The sequence below is a fragment of the Microbacterium martis genome (genome assembly GCF_047246685.1).
Classification (GTDB): Bacteria; Actinomycetota; Actinomycetes; order Actinomycetales; family Microbacteriaceae; genus Microbacterium.
Genome location: NZ_JBFOKT010000001.1, coordinates 669,765 through 685,726 on the forward strand (window position 1 = coordinate 669,765; position 15,962 = coordinate 685,726).

The 15,962-nt window shown below is 71.3% G+C and carries 17 protein-coding genes; 9 read left to right on the top strand and 8 right to left on the bottom strand.

Translation table 11 applies throughout. The annotated features are described in order from the left end of the window. Positions 1-93: 93 nt before the first annotated feature. A complete protein-coding gene (gene dapD, locus AB3M90_RS03205) occupies positions 94-1,047 on the bottom strand; it encodes a 2,3,4,5-tetrahydropyridine-2,6-dicarboxylate N-succinyltransferase (protein WP_412949883.1) in 954 nt (317 codons plus the stop codon). 66 nt (positions 1,048-1,113) lie between these two features. On the opposite strand from dapD, the gene dapE reads away from it, so the two are divergent. The 3 genes from dapE to AB3M90_RS03220 all read left to right on the top strand — a co-directional run bounded on the left by dapE (position 1,114) and on the right by AB3M90_RS03220 (position 3,655). Beyond that, complete coding sequence (gene dapE / locus AB3M90_RS03210) at positions 1,114-2,187, top strand: succinyl-diaminopimelate desuccinylase (protein WP_412949884.1); 1,074 nt, start codon at positions 1,114-1,116, stop codon at positions 2,185-2,187. After that, positions 2,169-3,386, top strand: a complete 1,218-nt coding sequence (locus AB3M90_RS03215; protein ID WP_412949885.1) for a hypothetical protein — start codon at positions 2,169-2,171, stop codon at positions 3,384-3,386. Before dapE ends, AB3M90_RS03215 begins: the two co-directional genes overlap by 19 nt. 95 nt (positions 3,387-3,481) lie before the next feature. Next, on the top strand, positions 3,482-3,655 hold the full coding sequence (locus AB3M90_RS03220; RefSeq protein ID WP_017203323.1) for a DUF3117 domain-containing protein: 174 nt from the start codon (positions 3,482-3,484) through the stop codon (positions 3,653-3,655). A gap of 211 nt (positions 3,656-3,866) precedes the next feature. Here the strand turns inward: AB3M90_RS03220 and AB3M90_RS03225 are convergent, their stop codons facing one another. Continuing rightward, entirely contained in the window at positions 3,867-4,505 is a 639-nt protein-coding gene (locus AB3M90_RS03225) for an O-methyltransferase (protein ID WP_412949886.1), read from the bottom strand. Between the two features lie 90 nt (positions 4,506-4,595). Between AB3M90_RS03225 and AB3M90_RS03230 the strand changes: the two genes are divergently transcribed. Beyond that, positions 4,596-4,967 (top strand): twin-arginine translocase TatA/TatE family subunit, encoded by a 372-nt coding sequence (locus AB3M90_RS03230; RefSeq protein ID WP_412949887.1) that lies wholly within the window; start codon positions 4,596-4,598, stop codon positions 4,965-4,967. A 25-nt stretch (positions 4,968-4,992) separates the two neighbouring features. Here AB3M90_RS03230 and AB3M90_RS03235 read toward each other — a convergent pair whose 3' ends face one another. Genes AB3M90_RS03235 through AB3M90_RS03245 form a run of 3 tightly spaced genes read right to left on the bottom strand, consistent with a single transcriptional unit; the run spans position 4,993 to position 7,894 of the window. Next, a complete protein-coding gene (locus AB3M90_RS03235; RefSeq protein ID WP_412949888.1) occupies positions 4,993-6,114 on the bottom strand; it encodes an Mrp/NBP35 family ATP-binding protein in 1,122 nt (373 codons plus the stop codon). Continuing rightward, positions 6,111-6,626, bottom strand: a complete 516-nt coding sequence (locus tag AB3M90_RS03240) for a DUF1003 domain-containing protein (protein ID WP_412949889.1) — start codon at positions 6,624-6,626, stop codon at positions 6,111-6,113. Before AB3M90_RS03240 ends, AB3M90_RS03235 begins: the two co-directional genes overlap by 4 nt. Then, positions 6,626-7,894, bottom strand: coding sequence for a magnesium transporter MgtE N-terminal domain-containing protein (locus AB3M90_RS03245; RefSeq protein WP_412949890.1), 1,269 nt, complete (start codon positions 7,892-7,894; stop codon positions 6,626-6,628). The genes AB3M90_RS03240 and AB3M90_RS03245 overlap by 1 nt, the downstream gene beginning before the upstream one ends. Positions 7,895-7,967: 73 nt before the next feature. On the opposite strand from AB3M90_RS03245, the gene AB3M90_RS03250 reads away from it, so the two are divergent. From AB3M90_RS03250 to AB3M90_RS03260, 3 genes are all read left to right on the top strand, one after another. Beyond that, entirely contained in the window at positions 7,968-8,699 is a 732-nt protein-coding gene (locus AB3M90_RS03250; RefSeq protein ID WP_412949891.1) for a YflT domain-containing protein, read from the top strand. Positions 8,700-8,938: 239 nt separating this feature from the next. Beyond that, positions 8,939-9,307: a magnetosome magnetite crystal formation protein family gene (locus AB3M90_RS03255; RefSeq protein ID WP_412949893.1), complete on the top strand. Its 369-nt coding sequence runs from the start codon at positions 8,939-8,941 to the stop codon at positions 9,305-9,307. Beyond that, the gene (locus AB3M90_RS03260; protein WP_412949894.1) at positions 9,307-9,957 is read left to right on the top strand and encodes an alpha/beta hydrolase family protein; all 651 of its coding nucleotides are present in this window, start codon (positions 9,307-9,309) and stop codon (positions 9,955-9,957) included. The genes AB3M90_RS03255 and AB3M90_RS03260 overlap by 1 nt, the downstream gene beginning before the upstream one ends. Positions 9,958-10,064: 107 nt before the next feature. Here the strand turns inward: AB3M90_RS03260 and AB3M90_RS03265 are convergent, their stop codons facing one another. Beyond that, positions 10,065-11,507 (bottom strand): aminopeptidase P family protein, encoded by a 1,443-nt coding sequence (locus tag AB3M90_RS03265; RefSeq protein WP_412949895.1) that lies wholly within the window; start codon positions 11,505-11,507, stop codon positions 10,065-10,067. Positions 11,508-11,544: 37 nt separating this feature from the next. Then, complete coding sequence (locus AB3M90_RS03270) at positions 11,545-12,567, bottom strand: endonuclease/exonuclease/phosphatase family protein (protein WP_412949896.1); 1,023 nt, start codon at positions 12,565-12,567, stop codon at positions 11,545-11,547. Between the two features lie 62 nt (positions 12,568-12,629). Here AB3M90_RS03270 and AB3M90_RS03275 point away from each other — a divergent pair, with 62 nt between their 5' ends. Further along, the gene (locus tag AB3M90_RS03275; RefSeq protein ID WP_412949897.1) at positions 12,630-13,499 is read left to right on the top strand and encodes a PHP domain-containing protein; all 870 of its coding nucleotides are present in this window, start codon (positions 12,630-12,632) and stop codon (positions 13,497-13,499) included. Positions 13,500-13,529: 30 nt separating this feature from the next. On the opposite strand, the gene AB3M90_RS03280 is transcribed toward AB3M90_RS03275, so the two are convergent. Beyond that, positions 13,530-15,053, bottom strand: coding sequence for a DEAD/DEAH box helicase (locus tag AB3M90_RS03280; RefSeq protein WP_412949898.1), 1,524 nt, complete (start codon positions 15,051-15,053; stop codon positions 13,530-13,532). 191 nt (positions 15,054-15,244) lie between these two features. Here AB3M90_RS03280 and AB3M90_RS03285 point away from each other — a divergent pair, with 191 nt between their 5' ends. Then, positions 15,245-15,958 (top strand): ferritin-like fold-containing protein, encoded by a 714-nt coding sequence (locus AB3M90_RS03285; protein ID WP_412949899.1) that lies wholly within the window; start codon positions 15,245-15,247, stop codon positions 15,956-15,958. Positions 15,959-15,962: the final 4 nt, after the last annotated feature.

Sequence of the window (15,962 nt, forward strand, 5' to 3'; positions counted from 1 at the left end):
TCGCTTTGCGAGGAGCGTCAGGTCGACAGTATCACGCGGATGCTGTGAGCCGGCCCGCAGCGCGGGCCGTGTCGATCGCCGAGGGGACGGAGCTCAGGCGTGGAGCGCATCGTTGAGGGTGACTCCGACACCGGCGCGCCGTACCGCCTCGACCGCCCCGGTGAGCGAGTTGCGTCGGAACAGAAGGCCGTCGCGTCCGGAGAGGTCGGCGCCCTTCGCGGTCTTGCGGCCGCCGTCGGGCATCGCGGGACCGTCGGCGAGGACGATCTTCGTGCCCGCGGTCACGTACAGCCCCGCCTCGACCACGCAGTCGTCGCCGAGCGAGATGCCGATGCCCGCGTTGGCGCCGAGCAACGTCCGTGCGCCGATCGAGATGCGGTGCGTCCCCCCGCCCGACAGCGTGCCCATGATCGACGCCCCGCCGCCGATGTCGCTGCCGTCGCCGACGACGACGCCCTGGGAGATGCGTCCCTCCACCATCGAGGCGCCCAGCGTCCCCGCGTTGAAGTTGACGAATCCCTCGTGCATCACGGTCGTGCCGGGGGAGAGGTGCGCGCCCAGCCGCACGCGCGAGGCGTCGGCGATGCGCACGCCGGCCGACTGCACGTAGTCGGTCAGGCGCGGGAACTTGTCGAGCCCCTGCACCTGGATGCCGGCGCGTTGCAGCTGCGGGCGCAGGCGGGCTGCGTCGTCCGGGTGCATCGGACCGGCGTTGGTCCAGGCGACGTTCGGCAGGTGGCCGAAGATGCCGTCGAGGTTGAGTTCGTTCGGACGCACCACGAGGTGCGAGAGCGCGTGCAGGCGCAGGTACGCGTCGGCGGTCGAGGCGGGCGCCTCGTCGAGGTCGATCTGCAGCTGCACGACCTCGACGGAGACGTTCCGGCGCTCGTCGGGACCGGTCAGCACCGCGAGCGCGGCCGAGGCGGCGGCGGTGTCGTCGGCCGAGGGCGATCCGCTGCCGACCTCGGGGTACCAGGCGTCGAGTACCGTGCCGTCACCCGAGATCGTGGTCAGTCCGACACCCCACACACTGCGCGAATCACTCATGCGTCCACGCTATCGCGCCGGGTGGACGCGTCCGTCACGCATGACGGCGGTCAGTAGGCTGGGTGCATGGTGCTCGATCCGACCGCGTCATCCGTCGATCTCACCCGTGCGCTGTGCGACATACCGAGCGTCTCGGGTGAGGAGCGCACCATCGCCGACGCCATCGAGGCGGCCGTCGCCGCGGTGCCGCATCTCGAGGTGATGCGTCACGGCAACACGGTCGTCGCTCGCACGAACCTCGGGCGCGCGCAGCGCGTCGCCATCGCGGGGCACATCGACACGGTTCCGATCAACGCGAACGTGCCGACGCGCGACATCGAGATCGACGGCGTGCCCCACCTCTGGGGCCGCGGCACGGTCGACATGAAGGCGGGGGTAGCCGTGCAGCTGAAGCTGGCCGCCGAACTCGCCGACCCCGTGATCGACGTCACCTGGATGTGGTACGACAACGAAGAGGTCGAGGCGTCGAAGAACGGCCTGGGTCTTCTCGCAGCGGTCCGCCCCGATCTCTTCGAGGCCGACTTCGCCATCCTGGGCGAACCGTCCAACGGCGAGGTCGAGGGCGGCTGCAACGGCACGCTCCGCGCGATCGTGCGCACGACGGGCGTCCGCGCGCACGCCGCCCGCGCCTGGATCGGCGAGAACGCGATCCACCGCGCCGCGCCCATCCTCGCCCGGCTGGCCGAGTACCGCGCCCGCGAGGTCCTCGTCGACGGCCTGGTGTACCGCGAGAGCCTCAGCGCCGTGCGGATCACCGGCGGCGTCGCGGGCAACGTGATCCCCGACGCCTGCGAGGTCGAGGTCAACTACCGGTTCGCGCCGAGCAAGTCGGCCGCCGACGCCGCCGCGCACGTGCGAGGAGTGCTCGCCGGATTCGACGTCGAGATCACCGATGCCGCCGAGGGCGCCCGTCCCGGCCTCGATGCCGAGATCGCCGGCCGGTTCGTCGCCTCGGTCGGCGCGGAGCCGCGACCGAAGTACGGATGGACCGACGTCGCGCGCTTCTCGGCCCTCGGCATCCCGGCGGTGAACTACGGACCCGGAGACCCGCATCTCGCCCATCACGACGAGGAGCGCGTTCCGCTCGCGCAGATCGAGGGCGTCGAGCGGGGTCTGCGCGCGTGGCTCACCTCGCACTGACCGCGGCGCGCCGGTGGGCGCGGATGCCGGTGGCCCTGCGCATCGCGATCGTCTACCTGCTCGCGCGTGCGGTGACCTGCGGTCTTCTCCTCACGGCCGCCTCGCTCTCGACGCCGTCGTCGCGCTTCGGGGCGGATGCGGGACTCGCCGACTTCGTGGTCGGGTGGGACGCGCAGTGGTACTGGCTCATCGCCGAGAACGGCTACCCCGCCCCGCTGCCGCTGACCGAGACCGGCGATGTGGCCGAGAACGCCTGGGCGTTCATGCCGGTGTTCGCCTATGCGGCGAAGGCGCTCGGCGCGGTCTTCGGCTCGTGGGGTGCGGGAGCGCTGGTGCTGTCGTTCGTCGCGGGCTATCTCGCGTGCCTGGCGCTGCACCGTCTGCTGCGCGACCGCATCGGGGCGTCCGCGGCGATGTGGGCGGTGGTGTTCTTCGCCGCGGGGCCGCTCGCGGCGATGTTCCAGGTCGGCTACGCCGAGACACTGTTCCTGCTCCTGCTCTTCCTGGCGCTCGATGCGATGTCACGGCGGCGCTACGCGCAGCTCTATCTTCTGATCCCGCTGATGGCGTTCACGCGGCCCGGCGTCCTCGCCTTCGCGCTCTTCGTCGGACTGCACGGCATCGTCCGGTGGATACGGCGACGCGACGATCCGCTGCAGGGCCGGGAGATCGCCCACATCCTCGCGCTCGGCGCGCTCGCGACCGTCACCGGTTTCGGCTGGCAGGTCATCGCCGGTCTCGCGACGGGCGATCCCGGTGCGTATCTCGCGACGGAGCTGGCCTGGCGTCGGCACTGGGTCGCGGGCGGGGTCGAGACCTTCATCCCCTTCGAGGGATGGGTGCAGGCGGCGCAGTTCTGGTTCGGGTTCTGGGGTCTGCCGGAGGCGGCGGGCCCGGTGGTGCTCGTGCTCCTGGTCGTCGGTGCCGGCGCGGCGCTGCTGCTCCTGCCGCAGGTGCGCGCGCTCGGCGCGGATCTGCGGCTGTGGAGTGCGAGCTACCTGCTGTATCTGCTCGCCGTGTTCTTCCCGCAGTCGAGCACCTTCCGCCTCCTCCTTCCGCTGAGCCCGCTGTGGGGCGCCGTCGCGGTGCCCCGGTCGCGGTGGTGGCGGCTCGGCGTTCTGCTCCTCTGCGTGCTCGGGCAGTGGCTCTGGATCTTCGCGATGTACGCGCAGGGGAACACCTTCTGGCAGGTGCCGTGAGCGGGCGGGATGGAGCGGATTTCCTTCCCAGGTGACGTTCAGGCCCGGTGACACCGATAAACTCGTTGCATACCACCGGAGGAAAAGGAGCCACGATGGCAGCGATGAAGCCGAGGACCGGAGACGGACCCATGGAGGCCGTGAAAGAAGGGCGACTCATCATCGTGCGCGTCCCGCTCGAAGGCGGCGGCCGTCTGGTCGTCTCCGTGAACGACGCCGAGGCCAAGGAGCTTCACGACGTGCTGGCGGCCGTCGTGGCGCCGGCCTGATCGACCCCGGTCCGCGACGCGGATCCGAAGAGGGCGACGGATCATCCGATCCGCCGCCCTCTTCGTCGTCCGGCATCCTGCTGGTCGTACCGGATTCCGGATGCCGCTCAGGCCGGTCGGTGTGTCGGGCGAGAGGATCCGGTGACACGCCGTCGACACGCCGGGTCGCCGTCGGAGCATCCGGAATTCGGCACGCCGAGCATCGCCCGGGTCAGGCGCGGTCGGCGACACTGACGAGCTGCAGCAGCCCCTCGCCGGCGGGAGAGACCGTGGCGAGCACGGCGGACGACTCCTGCGTCTCCTGCACGAGCGAGCGGTACGCGGCGGTCACCTCATCGCGCTGGACGGGGTCGGCGACGCGACCTCCGCCGAGAACGCGGGGGACGAGCACGATGCCGCCGTCGCGGACCAGGCGAAGCCCGTGCTCGACGTACTCGATGACGTTCTCGGGATCGGCGTCGACCAGGACGATGTCGTAGGACGCCTCGTTCATGCGCGGGAGCACGTCGGCGGCGCGACCGGTGATGAAGCGCGCCTTCGTCGACGCGATCCGCGCGTCGGAGAACGCCTGGCGGGCGGCGGCGAGGTGCTCGGGCTCGTTGTCGATCGTCGTCAGCACCGCCTGCGGCGCGCCGCGCAGCAGCCAGAGCCCCGAGACGCCGGCTCCCGTTCCGATCTCGACGATCGAACGCGCGGCCGTCGCCGCAGCGAGCACCGCGATCTGCGATCCGACCACCGGGCTGACCGGCGCGGCCCCGAGCTCCACCGCGTGGGCGCGCGCTCGGGAGATGGCACCCGGCTCGACGATGGACTCGCGAAGGAAACGCGCGTTGGCGTCGTGCTCGCTCATGGCCTGCCTTCCTGTGCCGGGACCGGGATTCCTCCCAGCGTATGCGCTCCATGCGCGCGGAGAGCGCAGGCGCGGCGGTAGCCTGTACGAATGACGTTCGGGCTCACCTTCGAGAAGCTGCTGCTGATCGGCCTCATCGCAGTGCTCATCATCGGTCCGGACCGTCTGCCCCGAGCTGCCGAGGGGTTCGCCCGCATCGTGCGGCGCACCGGCGAGTACCTCCGTGACACGAAGACGCGGATGCGCGATGAGATGGGTCCGGAGCTCGACGACGTCGACTGGCGCAAGCTCGACCCGCGTCAGTACGACCCGCGGCGCATCATCCGCGACGCGCTGTTCGAAGAGCCCGAGCCGGCGCCGGCGACGAAGGCGCAGGCCACGATCGCCGAGCCGGCCGCCCCTCGCGTTCCCCGCGCGTTCGCCGCGGGGGATCGCCCCCCGTACGACTCCGAATCCACCTGAGTCCGCGATCACCCGGGCGGGCGGGTCACCCGGGAGAGAGCGGGAGCGAGCGGCCGGCGAGGCGGCGTCCCTGGCGGGCGAGCGACCGCGCGAGCGCGCGGATGGCGTCGGCGGCGGCATCCGTCGTCTCCCCTCCGACGATCGGCTCGCCCGCATCTCCGCCGGCCCGCAGCGCGGGACTCAGCGGGATCGACGCCAGCAGCGGCACCGTCTCGTCGGGGCCGGAGAGCGCCTCCGCGACCGCCGCCCCGCCGCCCGACCCGAACAGGTCGAGCACGGTTCCGTCGGGCAGCGTCCAGGCCGCCATGTTCTCGACGACGCCGATCACCCGCTGACCGGTCTGACGCGCGACCAGTCCGCTGCGGATGGCGACCTCGGATGCCGCGGCCTGGGGTGTCGTGACCACGAGCACCTCGGCGTGGGGGAGCAGCTGGCCGATCGAGATGGCGATGTCGCCGGTGCCCGGCGGCATGTCGATGAGCAGCACGTCGAGGTCGCCGAAGAAGACGTCGGTGAGGAACTGCGAGACGGTGCGATGCAGCATCGGGCCGCGCCACGCGACCACGGCCTCGCCGTCGCGGAGGAACATGCCGATCGAGATCGTCTTCACCCGGTGCGCGACCGGCGGGAGCATGAGGTCGTCGATGCGCGTCGGCTGCGTCCCCGCGGGGATCCCCAGCAGGCCGGGGATCGAGAAGCCGTGCACATCGGCGTCGACGAGTCCGACCGACAGGCCCAGGTCGGCCAGCGCGATCGCGAGGTTCGCCGTCACGGTCGACTTGCCCACGCCGCCCTTGCCGCTCGAGACCAGGACGACCCGGGTGAGCGAGTCGGGACCGAACGGCATCTGGCGAGGAGGCCGTCCGTCGCGCAGCTTCTCGGTGAGCGCCTTCCGTTCGCCGGGAGTCATCACCCCGACCGTGACGTCGACCGTCGAGATGCCCGGAACGGATGCCGCGGCCCGTCGCACGTCGGCCTCGATGCGCGCCGCCGCCGGGCAGCCGACGATGGTCAGCACGATGGCGACGCGCGCCCGGTCGCCGTCGACCTCGATCTCGCGCACCATGTCGAGGTCGCCGATCGGGCGACGCAGCTCCGGGTCGACCACCGCCGACACGGCGGCGCGGACGCTGTCGGCCCCCGTCATGGTGCCGTGCCGCCGTGCGGCTTCTCCTCGGGTTCGCCGAGCTCGGCGAGGAGCGTCTTCAGCTCCTGTCGCAGCACATCGCGGGTGACGAGTTGCGTGTTGCGCTCCTCGAGCGCCATCCGCAGGGCGACGATCTCCCGCGCCAGATACTCGGTGTCGGCGAGGTTGCGCTCGGCCCGCTGCCGGTCCTGCTCGATCTGCACGCGGTCGCGGTCGTCCTGGCGGTTCTGCGCGAGCAGGATCAGGGGCGCGGCATACGACGCCTGCAGCGACAGCATGAGGGTGAGGGCGGTGAAGCCGAGGGCGGCATCGTCGAAGCGCAGGTGCTCGGGCATGAGGGTGTTCCATACGATCCACACCACGCAGAACAGCGACAGGATGACGAGGAACGCGGGGGTGCCCATGGCGCGCGCGACCCATTCGGTGAAGCGGCCGAACCGGTCACGGGAGGTCGGGCGAGCACGCGTCGTCCCCCGGCCGAGAGGTGCGTCCAGGCGCGGCGACCGAGCCATCAGCGCACCTCCTTCGCGACCGTCGTCGGCTCATCGCCGTCGTGCGAGCGCCAGTCGTCGGGCAGCAGGTAGTCGAGCACGTCGTCGATGCTGATCGCGCCGACGAGGCGGTGGGCCGAGTCGATCACGGGAAGCGAGACGAGATCGTAGCTGGCGAGCATGCGCGCCACCTCGGCGGCGGAGGCGGTGACCGGCACGGGTTCGAGACTGTCGTCGAGGATGGCACCGAGTCGCTCGTGCGGCGGGTAGCGCAGCATCCGCTGGAAGTGGACCAGGCCGAGCAGCCGCCCCGTGGGGGTCTCGAAGGGTGGCAGGGTGACGAACACCGCCGCGGCCAGAGCCGGGTGCAGCTCGTGGCGCCGGATCAGCGCCAGCGCCTCGGCCACCGTCGCGTCCGCCGACAGGATGATCGGCTCCGGGGTCATCAGACCGCCCGCGGTGTCGGGTCCGTAACGCAGAAGATTCCTGACGTCTTCGGCCTCCTCCGGCTCCATCAGCTCGAGGAGCTGCTCGAGGCGGTTCGGCGGCAGCTGCGCGAGCAGGTCGGCAGCATCGTCGGGTTCCATCTGGTCGAGGATGTCGGCCGCGCGCTCGTCGCCGAGCCGGTCGAGGATGTGCACCTGCTCGTCTTCGGGCATCTCCTCCAGGGCGTCGGCGAGACGGTCGTCGGACAGCTCTTCGGCCACCTCGATCATGCGCTGCTGCGGCAGGTCGAGCAGCGTGTTGGCCAGGTCGGCGGCATGAAGCTCGGAGTACGAGGCGATGAGCTGCTCGGCGGACTGCGCTTCGCCGGGGGAGTGCTGCTCGGCGACCTCGTTCCAGGCCGCGAACGTCGTCGGCCCCTTGGCGAACGGCGACGCGCTCGTCTTGGGTCGTCGCAGGAAGAGCTGGCCGATGGCCCATTCGCCCAGGCGGTTGGGCTCGATCGCGACGTCCTCGATGACCGCGGTTCCGCTGCCGTCGACGAGGCTGACGCGACGGCCGAGCAGTTCGGCGAGCACCCGCACCTCTCCGGCGCGCGGCGAGAACCGACGCACGTTGATGAGGCCGGTGGTGATGACCTGGCCGGCGCGGATCGACGTCACGCGTCCGATCGAGAGGAAGACGTGGCGGCGACCGGGGATCTCGACGACGAGGCCGATGACGCGGGGAGCGGCGGTACTTCGGTACACGATGACGACGTCGCGGACCTTGCCGAGCCGGTCGCCGAGGGGGTCGAAGACGGCGCACCCGGCCAGGCGCGCGGCGAAAACCCGTTGTGTGCTCACCTGCCCAGCGTAGTGCGCGGGTGCCGGGAGGCGCGCCCGGTACGTTCATCGCGGAGCGTGGAAGAATAGCCGGATGAGCATGCTGAATCGTCCCGCGAGCGGCACGGACACCGGCGAGATCGTCGCCACGACGCGCGACTACGAGAGCGCCCAGAAGACGGTGTCGAAACTGATCGCCGGGGAGGTGCCCGCCCGTGACATCGCCATCGTCGGCCAGAGCGTCCGCACCGTCGAGCGCGTGACCGGCAGGCTCGGCTACGCGGCCGCCGCGCGGTCGGGGGCGATCAACGGCGTGCTCATCGGTCTGTTCCTCTCGGCGATCCTCGTGCTGGGCAACCCCGAGGTCCCGATGCAGCTCTTCGTCGGCTTCGTGTTGATCGGTGTCGCGCTCGGCATGCTCCTGAGCCTGGTCACCTACGCGATCGTCCGGCGCCGCCGCGACTTTGCCAGCGTCACCCAGTTCGCGGCGGACCACTACGAGGTCACGGTGCTGGCCGCCTCGCTCGCCAAGGCACGCCAGGTCCTCGGTGGAGTGCGGGTCGCACCGGCACGGCCGCCGGTCGATCTCGACGAGCCGCCGAAGTACGGAGAGCGCATCCCGCCGGGAACCCCTGCTCCCGCACCGGCACCGACACCGGCTCCCGCAGCGGCTCCCGCACCGGCTCCCGCACCGACACCGGCTCCCGCACCGGCACCGGCACCGGCACCGGCACCGGCACCGGCACCCGGGCCCGAACCCGGGCCGATGCCCGCGCCCGAGCCGGGCGCCGCGCCCGCGCCCGATCCGCGGGACGACGCACGATGAACGACCCCGAGCCCCACGACGCGCCCCCTCCCGCCCTGCCGCCGGCAGCCCACGCGCCGGGCTTCCCTCCGCCGGCGCCACCCGTTCCCGGTTACGGCTCGGCGACGCCGCCGCCTCCCGCATATCCGGCACCGCCCGCCCCCGGCACTGCCGGCGCGCCCGCGCCCGGGCCTGCGTACGCGCCCTACGCCGCTCCCGCCCACCCGCACGCCGCGCCGCCGCGAGGATTGCTTCCCTGGGTGCTCGGTCTCCTGATCGTCGTGCCGTTCCCCTTCATCGGCGGTCTGGCCTCCGGCATCGCGATGGCGACGAGCGGTGCGGCCTCACGCCGGGCCGGTGGCGTCGCCCGCGAGAACGCCCGCACGGCGTTCAACTGGGGCCTGACCTACCTGCTGGTGTCGACGCTCCTGCTGGTGCTGCACTTCGTGCTGCTCTTCGCGCTCACGGCCCAGGCGCCGACGAGGGACTTCTATCCCCTCGGCATCCCGATCACGGCGTACTTCGCCGTGTCCCTGCTGCATCTCGCGCTGGTGATCGCCGGCACGGTGCGGGCGTCGGCGGGCAAGGCGATGAAGGTCCCCTTCGCGATCCCGTTCCAGCGAGCCTGATGAGAACCATCGCCGTGGAGCTCCCGTCGGGCCCGACGACGGTGTCGGCGGACTGGTCGCCGGGGGAGCGGGGGACGACGGTGATGATCGCCCACGGCGCCGGCGCGGGCAAGGACCATCCGTTCCTGTGCGGCTTCGCGGGCGCGCTCGGCGCTCTGGGCATCTCGACGCTGCGGTTCAACTTCCCCTACGTCGAGCAGGGACGACGGATGCCGGGCCCGGCCGTTCACGCGATCACGACCTGGAACGCCGTCGTCGATCTCGCCCGGGCCGAAGACCCCCACGCCTCCCTCTGGGCGACCGGGAAGTCGTACGGCGGACGCATGGCCTCGATGGCGGTGGCCGAAGGGATGGACGTCGACGGGCTGGTGTACCTCGGCTACCCGCTGCATCCGCCGGGAAGGCCCGAGAAGCCGCGCATCGAGCACCTGCCCGCCATCGCCGTGCCGCAGCTGTTCGTCGAGGGGACGAACGATCCCTTCATCCAGCCGCTCGAGCAGTTCGACGAGGCGGTGGCGATGTGCCGTGACGCCGAGGTCGCCTGGATCGACGGCGGAGGCCATTCCTTCGAGGTCAAGGGGCGCCGGCGGGCGGCCGACGAGATCGGCGCGTCGCTCGCCCCGCTCGTCGCCGACTTCCTGCAGCGCTAGTCCGCCGAACGAGGATGCTGGATCAGAAATGCTTCCCACCGGCTCGTGCCAGCGGCATTTCTGATCCACTCCGGCTCCCTGAGGTGGAGGGGAAGGGGGAGGGGGGGTCAGGGGTGGAGGCGGGCGATCCAGGCCTCGACGTCGTCGGCCGTGCGGGGGATGCCCGCGGAGAGGTTCACCGGGCCGTCCTCGGTCATGAGGATGTCGTCCTCGATGCGCACGCCGATGCCGCGCAGCTCGGCCGGAACGGTGAGGTCGTCGATCTGGAAGTAGAGCCCCGGCTCGATCGTGAAGACCATTCCGGGCGCCAGGATGCCGTCGTAGTACATCTCGCGCCTCGCCTGCGCGCAGTCGTGCACGTCGATGCCGAGATGATGCGAGGTGCCGTGCACCATGTACCGCCGATGCTGACCGCCCTGGTCGGCATCGAGCGCCTCGTCGGCGGTCACCGGCAGCAGACCCCATTCGGCCGTGCGCTGCGCGATCACCGTCATCGCCGCGGCGTGCACGTCGCGGAAGCGCACGCCGACCTGCGCGGCCGCGAAGGCGGCGTCGGCGGCCTCGCGCACCGTCTCGTACACCCGGCGCTGCACCTCGGTGAAGGTGCCCGACACGGGGAGGGTGCGCGTGATGTCGGCCGTGTAGAGGCTGTCGGCCTCGACGCCGGCGTCGATCAGGATCAGGTCGCCGGGTGCGACGGTGCCGTCGTTGCGCGTCCAGTGCAGGTAGCAGGCGTGCGGGCCCGACGCGGCGATGGTGTCGTATCCCTCGCCGTTGCCGTCCTCCCGCGCGCGGCGATGGAACACTCCCTCCACGACGCGCTCGCCGCGCGCATGCGCGATCGCGCTCGGAAGCTCGCGGACGATGTCGTCGAAGCCCGCCGCAGTGATCTCGACCGCGCGCCGCATCTCGGCGACCTCGAACTCGTCCTTCACCAGACGCAGCTCCGACACGAAACGGGTGAGCTCGTCGTCGTCGTCGAGGACCCGTTCGCCGTCGACCGCCGCGAAGTCGTCGAGGTGTGCGGTCGCGAGCCCCAGGTCGGCCGCGACGCCCGCGAGCGAGGGCCGCGGACCGATCCAGAACTCGCCGATCGTGGCGTCGGCGTAGAACTCGGTGGTGGTGCGGTCGGCGCGCTCGCGGAAGTAGAGGGTGACCTCGTGCCCGCCGTCGACCGGGTCGAAGACGAGGACCGAGTCGGGCTCGGCATCCGATGCCCACCCGGTCAGGTGGGCGAATGCGGAGTGCGCGCGGAAGACGTAGTCGGTGTCGTTGCTGCGCTGCTTGAGCGAGCCCGCGGGCAGCACGAGGCGCTTGCCGGGGAAGGCGGCCGACACCTTCGCGCGCCTGGCCGCGGCGAAGGCCGCCTGGGCGCGCGGTTGGGGGAGGGTCTCGGGCCGCTCGGCCCAGCCGGTCGAGATGGTGTCGAGGAAGCCGCGTGGGAAGGGCTGCTTGCGGTTGGTGGTGCTGTTCTCGATGGTCTCGACGGTCGCCTCGGCGGGGATCTCCGCTGCGGCGTCTGCGATCGTGTCGCGCTGTCCGGTGCTCATCGTTCCAGTCTGTCACCTGGGCGGGGAGTGCGGCAGGTCAGCCCGCCGGCTCGAGCTGCACGATCAGCGCCCGGTGATCGCTGCCGCCGGCGTCGTCCAGCACGACCGATCCCGACGGCCGCCAGTTCGGCGAGGCCATGACGTGGTCGATGGGCGCCCCGGCGAGAGCGGGCAGCGAGCTCGGCCAGGTGCCGGTCAGGCCGTTGCCGGTGCGCGAGGCGGCATCGCGGCAGTAACCGATGTCGCCGCCGTCGACCCCCAGCGGCGCCATGTGGTCGACGGTGGCGTTGAAGTCGCCGGCGAGGATGAAGTCGCCCTCGGGGCACTGATCGGCGATCCACTGCAGGTCGGTGCGCCACTGCTCCATCTCCTCCTGGCGCGGAGCGACGGCGTGGACGGCGACCACGGTGGGCCCGTCGCCGTCGACCGGCATGAGCACGACGCTCGGCACGGATCCGGTGTTGCTGCTGCCGTCCTTCGACGATTCGATCACCGAATACTCGCCCAGATCGGGCGCGACGAGCACCGTCGTCTGCCACGACTGCGGACCGTTCGGCACGTCGGGGCGGAACTGCACGTGGTGCACCCACATCGGGTGCCCCTGCTCGCGCAGCATCAGCGCGATCTGCTCGCCGACCTCCTCGGTCGTCTCGGGCAGCGCGACGATGTCGGCACCCTGATCGAGGATCTGCTGCGCGATGTGTTCGGCCGAGACGGCCTGGCCCGCGGTGTTCCAGGTCAGGACGCGTAGGCTCCCCGCGGTCTTCTCCGGGAGTGCCGCGCTGCCGAAGCCGCGGGCGGCGCCTACCAGTGCGCTGGCTCCGGCGCCGAGCAGGGCGACGATGAGGATCGACGCCGCGAAGCCGCGCAGCGGGCGCGCCAGGAGAAGGAGCAGAGCGAGCACGGCGACGCCGAGGAAGCCGGCGAGCACGATCCCGCGTGCGGACACCAGCTGAGCGAAGGGATAGGTCTGCTCGAGGTGGAAGAACTGCGGCCACACCACGACGGCCGCCGCGATCGCGAGCAGCACGGTGAACAGGATCCCCAGGAGTCGAAACATCCGCTCCAGCCTAAGAGGGGTGGCTGTGAAACTTCTGCCGCGGCGCTCGGTACTCTCGGATGATGGCCACTCCGTCGCTCGGGTTCGCCGGTCCCGCCGACCTGCATCTGCACTCCAACCACTCCGACGGCACCGAGAGCCCCGCCGAGGTCGTGCGTCAGGCGCACGCGCATGGGGTGCGCACGCTCGCGCTCACCGACCATGACCGCACGACGGGCTGGGCGGAGGCGGGCGACGCGGCCGTCGCGCTCGGCATGGGCTTCCTCCCCGGCATGGAGCTCTCGGCGAAGCACGAGTGGCGCAGCGTGCACGTGCTCGCCTACCTCTTCGATCCGGACGACGCGGCGCTGCGCGCCGAGACCGATCGCATTCGCGACGACCGCATCGGCCGTGCGGAGCGCATCGTGCGCAACATCGGTCGCGACTACGACCTGCACTGGGACGACGTCGTCGCCCAGACCACGCTCGACGCGACCGTCGGGCGGCCGCACATCGCCGACGCGCTCGTCGCGCGCGGCATCGTGCGCGACCGGACCGAGGCGTTCGACGGCATCCTGCATCCGCGCGAGGGGTATTACGAACCGCACTACGCGCCCGACCCGCTCACGGCGGTCCGCCTCGTCACGGATGCCGGGGGAGTGGCGATCATCGCGCATCCGGTGACCGGTCGCGATCGGATGATGCCGGTGCCGTACATCGAGCGGCTGATCGCCGCGGGGCTCGGCGGCTTCGAGATCGACCACCGTGAGAACACCGCCGCGGGCAAGCGCATCCTGCGCGATCTGGCGGCACGCCACGACCTCATCGTCACCGGATCGAGCGACTACCACGGCACGGGCAAGCCCAACCTGCCGGGCGAGAACACGACCGACGAGGCGATGGTCGCGCGCATCATCGACCGCGCCACGGGGACGCCTGCTCGACGTCCCTGACCGCTGCGACTCCTCTGACCGCTGCGGCGGTCAGGCCCCCGTGGCGGGAGCGGCTCCGGGCGCACCGGATCCCCCGCGACGGCGCCGGCGGCGGCGCGCGGGTGCGGGCTTGCCGTCGTGGTGCTCCTTGCCGGCACCGTCGTGCGTTCCGCCGCCGTCGGCGCTGCGGTCGGCGGACGCGGCGGGGCGCTCGGCGCCCGCGCCCGCGCCGGTGCCGCCCTCGGTGAACGTCGAGCCGACCGGGTTCTCGCTGTTCCGCCGGCGACGACGGCGACGCGTCCCGCCCTCGGACGCTCCCTCGGCCGCGGCATCCGCGGCGCGCTCGGGGCGACGCGCGCGCTCGGTCTTCACCGTCTGCGTCTTGGGAGCCGTCGTCAGCCGGCCCTTCGTGCCCTCGGGGATGTCGAGGTCGGTGTAGAGGTGCGGGCTCGACGAGTAGGTCTCGATGGGCTCAGGCTGACCGAACTCGAGGGCGCGGTTGATGAGGGCCCACTTGTGCAGGTCCTCCCAGTCGACGAACGTCACCGCGATTCCCGTCTTGCCCGCGCGGCCCGTGCGGCCGGCGCGATGCAGGTAGGTCTTGTCCTCGTCGGGGATGGTGTGGTTGATCACGTGGGTGACGTCGTCGACGTCGATGCCGCGGGCGGCCACGTCGGTGGCGACCAGCACGTCCTTCTTGCCCGCCTTGAACGCCGCCATCGAGCGCTCGCGCTGATCCTGGCCCATGTCGCCGTGCACGCCGCCGACGTTGAAGCCGCGGTCGCTCAGCTCGTCGACGAGGCGCTGCGCCGCGCGCTTGGTACGCGTGAAGATGACGGTCTTGCCGCGACCCTCGGCCTGCAGGATGCGGGCGATCACCTCGTCCTTGTCGAGCGAGTGGGCACGGTAGACGAGGTGCTTGATGTTCGCCTGCGTCAGACCCTCATCGGGGTCGTTGGCGCGGATGTGGATGGGGTTCGACATGAAGCGCCGGGCGAGCGCGACGATCGGACCGGGCATCGTCGCCGAGAACAACTGCGTGTGACGCACCGCCGGGACCTTCTGGAAGATCTTCTCGATGTCGGCGAGGAAGCCGAGGTCGAGCATCTTGTCGGCCTCGTCGAGCACGACCTCGGTCGCGTTCGACAGGTCGAGCAGGCGCTGGCCGGCGAGGTCGATGAGGCGACCGGGGGTGCCCACGACGATCTGCGCGCCCGCCTTGAGCTGGTCGATCTGGCCCTCGTAGGCCTTGCCGCCGTAGATCGCCACGACGCTGGTCGAGCGATTGCTGGTGAGCAGGTCGATGTCTTCATAGACCTGCACCGCGAGCTCGCGGGTGGGGACGACGATCAGGGCCTTGACGCCGGGCTCGGGGTCGAGGCCGAGTCGCTGCACGACGGGGATGCCGAAGCCGAAGGTCTTTCCGGTGCCGGTCTTGGCCTGCCCGATGATGTCCTGGCCGGGCAGGCCCAGCGGGATGGTCTGCTCCTGGATGGGGAAGGCATCCACGATGCCCTTGGCAGCGAGCGCCTCGACGATGTCCTGATCGATACCGAGATCAGCGAAGGTTGTCACGTGTTCATGCCTGTTCCGGCGACCTGCGCGGCCGCCACGTCAACGGATCCACGCCGTCTCGTGTGCCACAGGCGCGGGGTCCCGCTCCGACGGCGGGACACGCCCAGCCTACCGGAGGGGCGGCGCACGCCAGGAAGCGCACGCGTCGCCGAGTATTGTGAACGACGTGGCGAAGGCGACAGGGAGGCCCCGTGGTTAAGTGGTTCTGGCAGCGCGACGCCGCGCCGCGCCGTACTCTCGCCCTGCGCAGTCGCGGCGACCAGGGCGACGCGACCCGCGTCGACTTCGCCGAGCTCGCCCCGGAGCTCAGTCGCTTCCTCGGCCAGGCCGCCTACCTGCAGCTGGGCTACTTCGAGACGCTCACCCGGCTCATCCGGGCGACGCCCGAGCTCTCCGAGAAGGAGTCGCTGTCGCGTGCCGCCGGGGCGGCCCTGACGAAGCATCGAGCGATCGTCGAGCTCATCGCCGAACGCGGTGACGATCCGACCCGGCTGATGCTGCCGTTCCGCGAGAACCTCGACGCGTTCCGGCGGAAGACCATCGGCGCCCGGCCGCGCGAGACGCTCCTCGCCGTCTACATCACCGCCGGGATGCTCGACGACTTCTATCTGGCGCTCTCCTCGAGCTACGCCGACACCGGCCGCCGCGTCGCCGAGATCCTCCGCGAGGACGACGCGCGGCACGAGATCGTCGCCATCATCCAGGAGACGATCGAGAGCGACGAGGAGTGGCGTTCGCTGCTGTCGATGTGGGCGCGGAGACTGGTCGGAGACACCATCCTGGTGTGCCGGTCGGCGTTGCGTCCCGAACGTCTCGCCGCCGCCGACGAGCGCATCGAGCCGGTCTACACCGAGCTCATGGGCGCCCACGCGCGGCGCATGGACGCGATGGGGCTCGCCTCCTAACCCG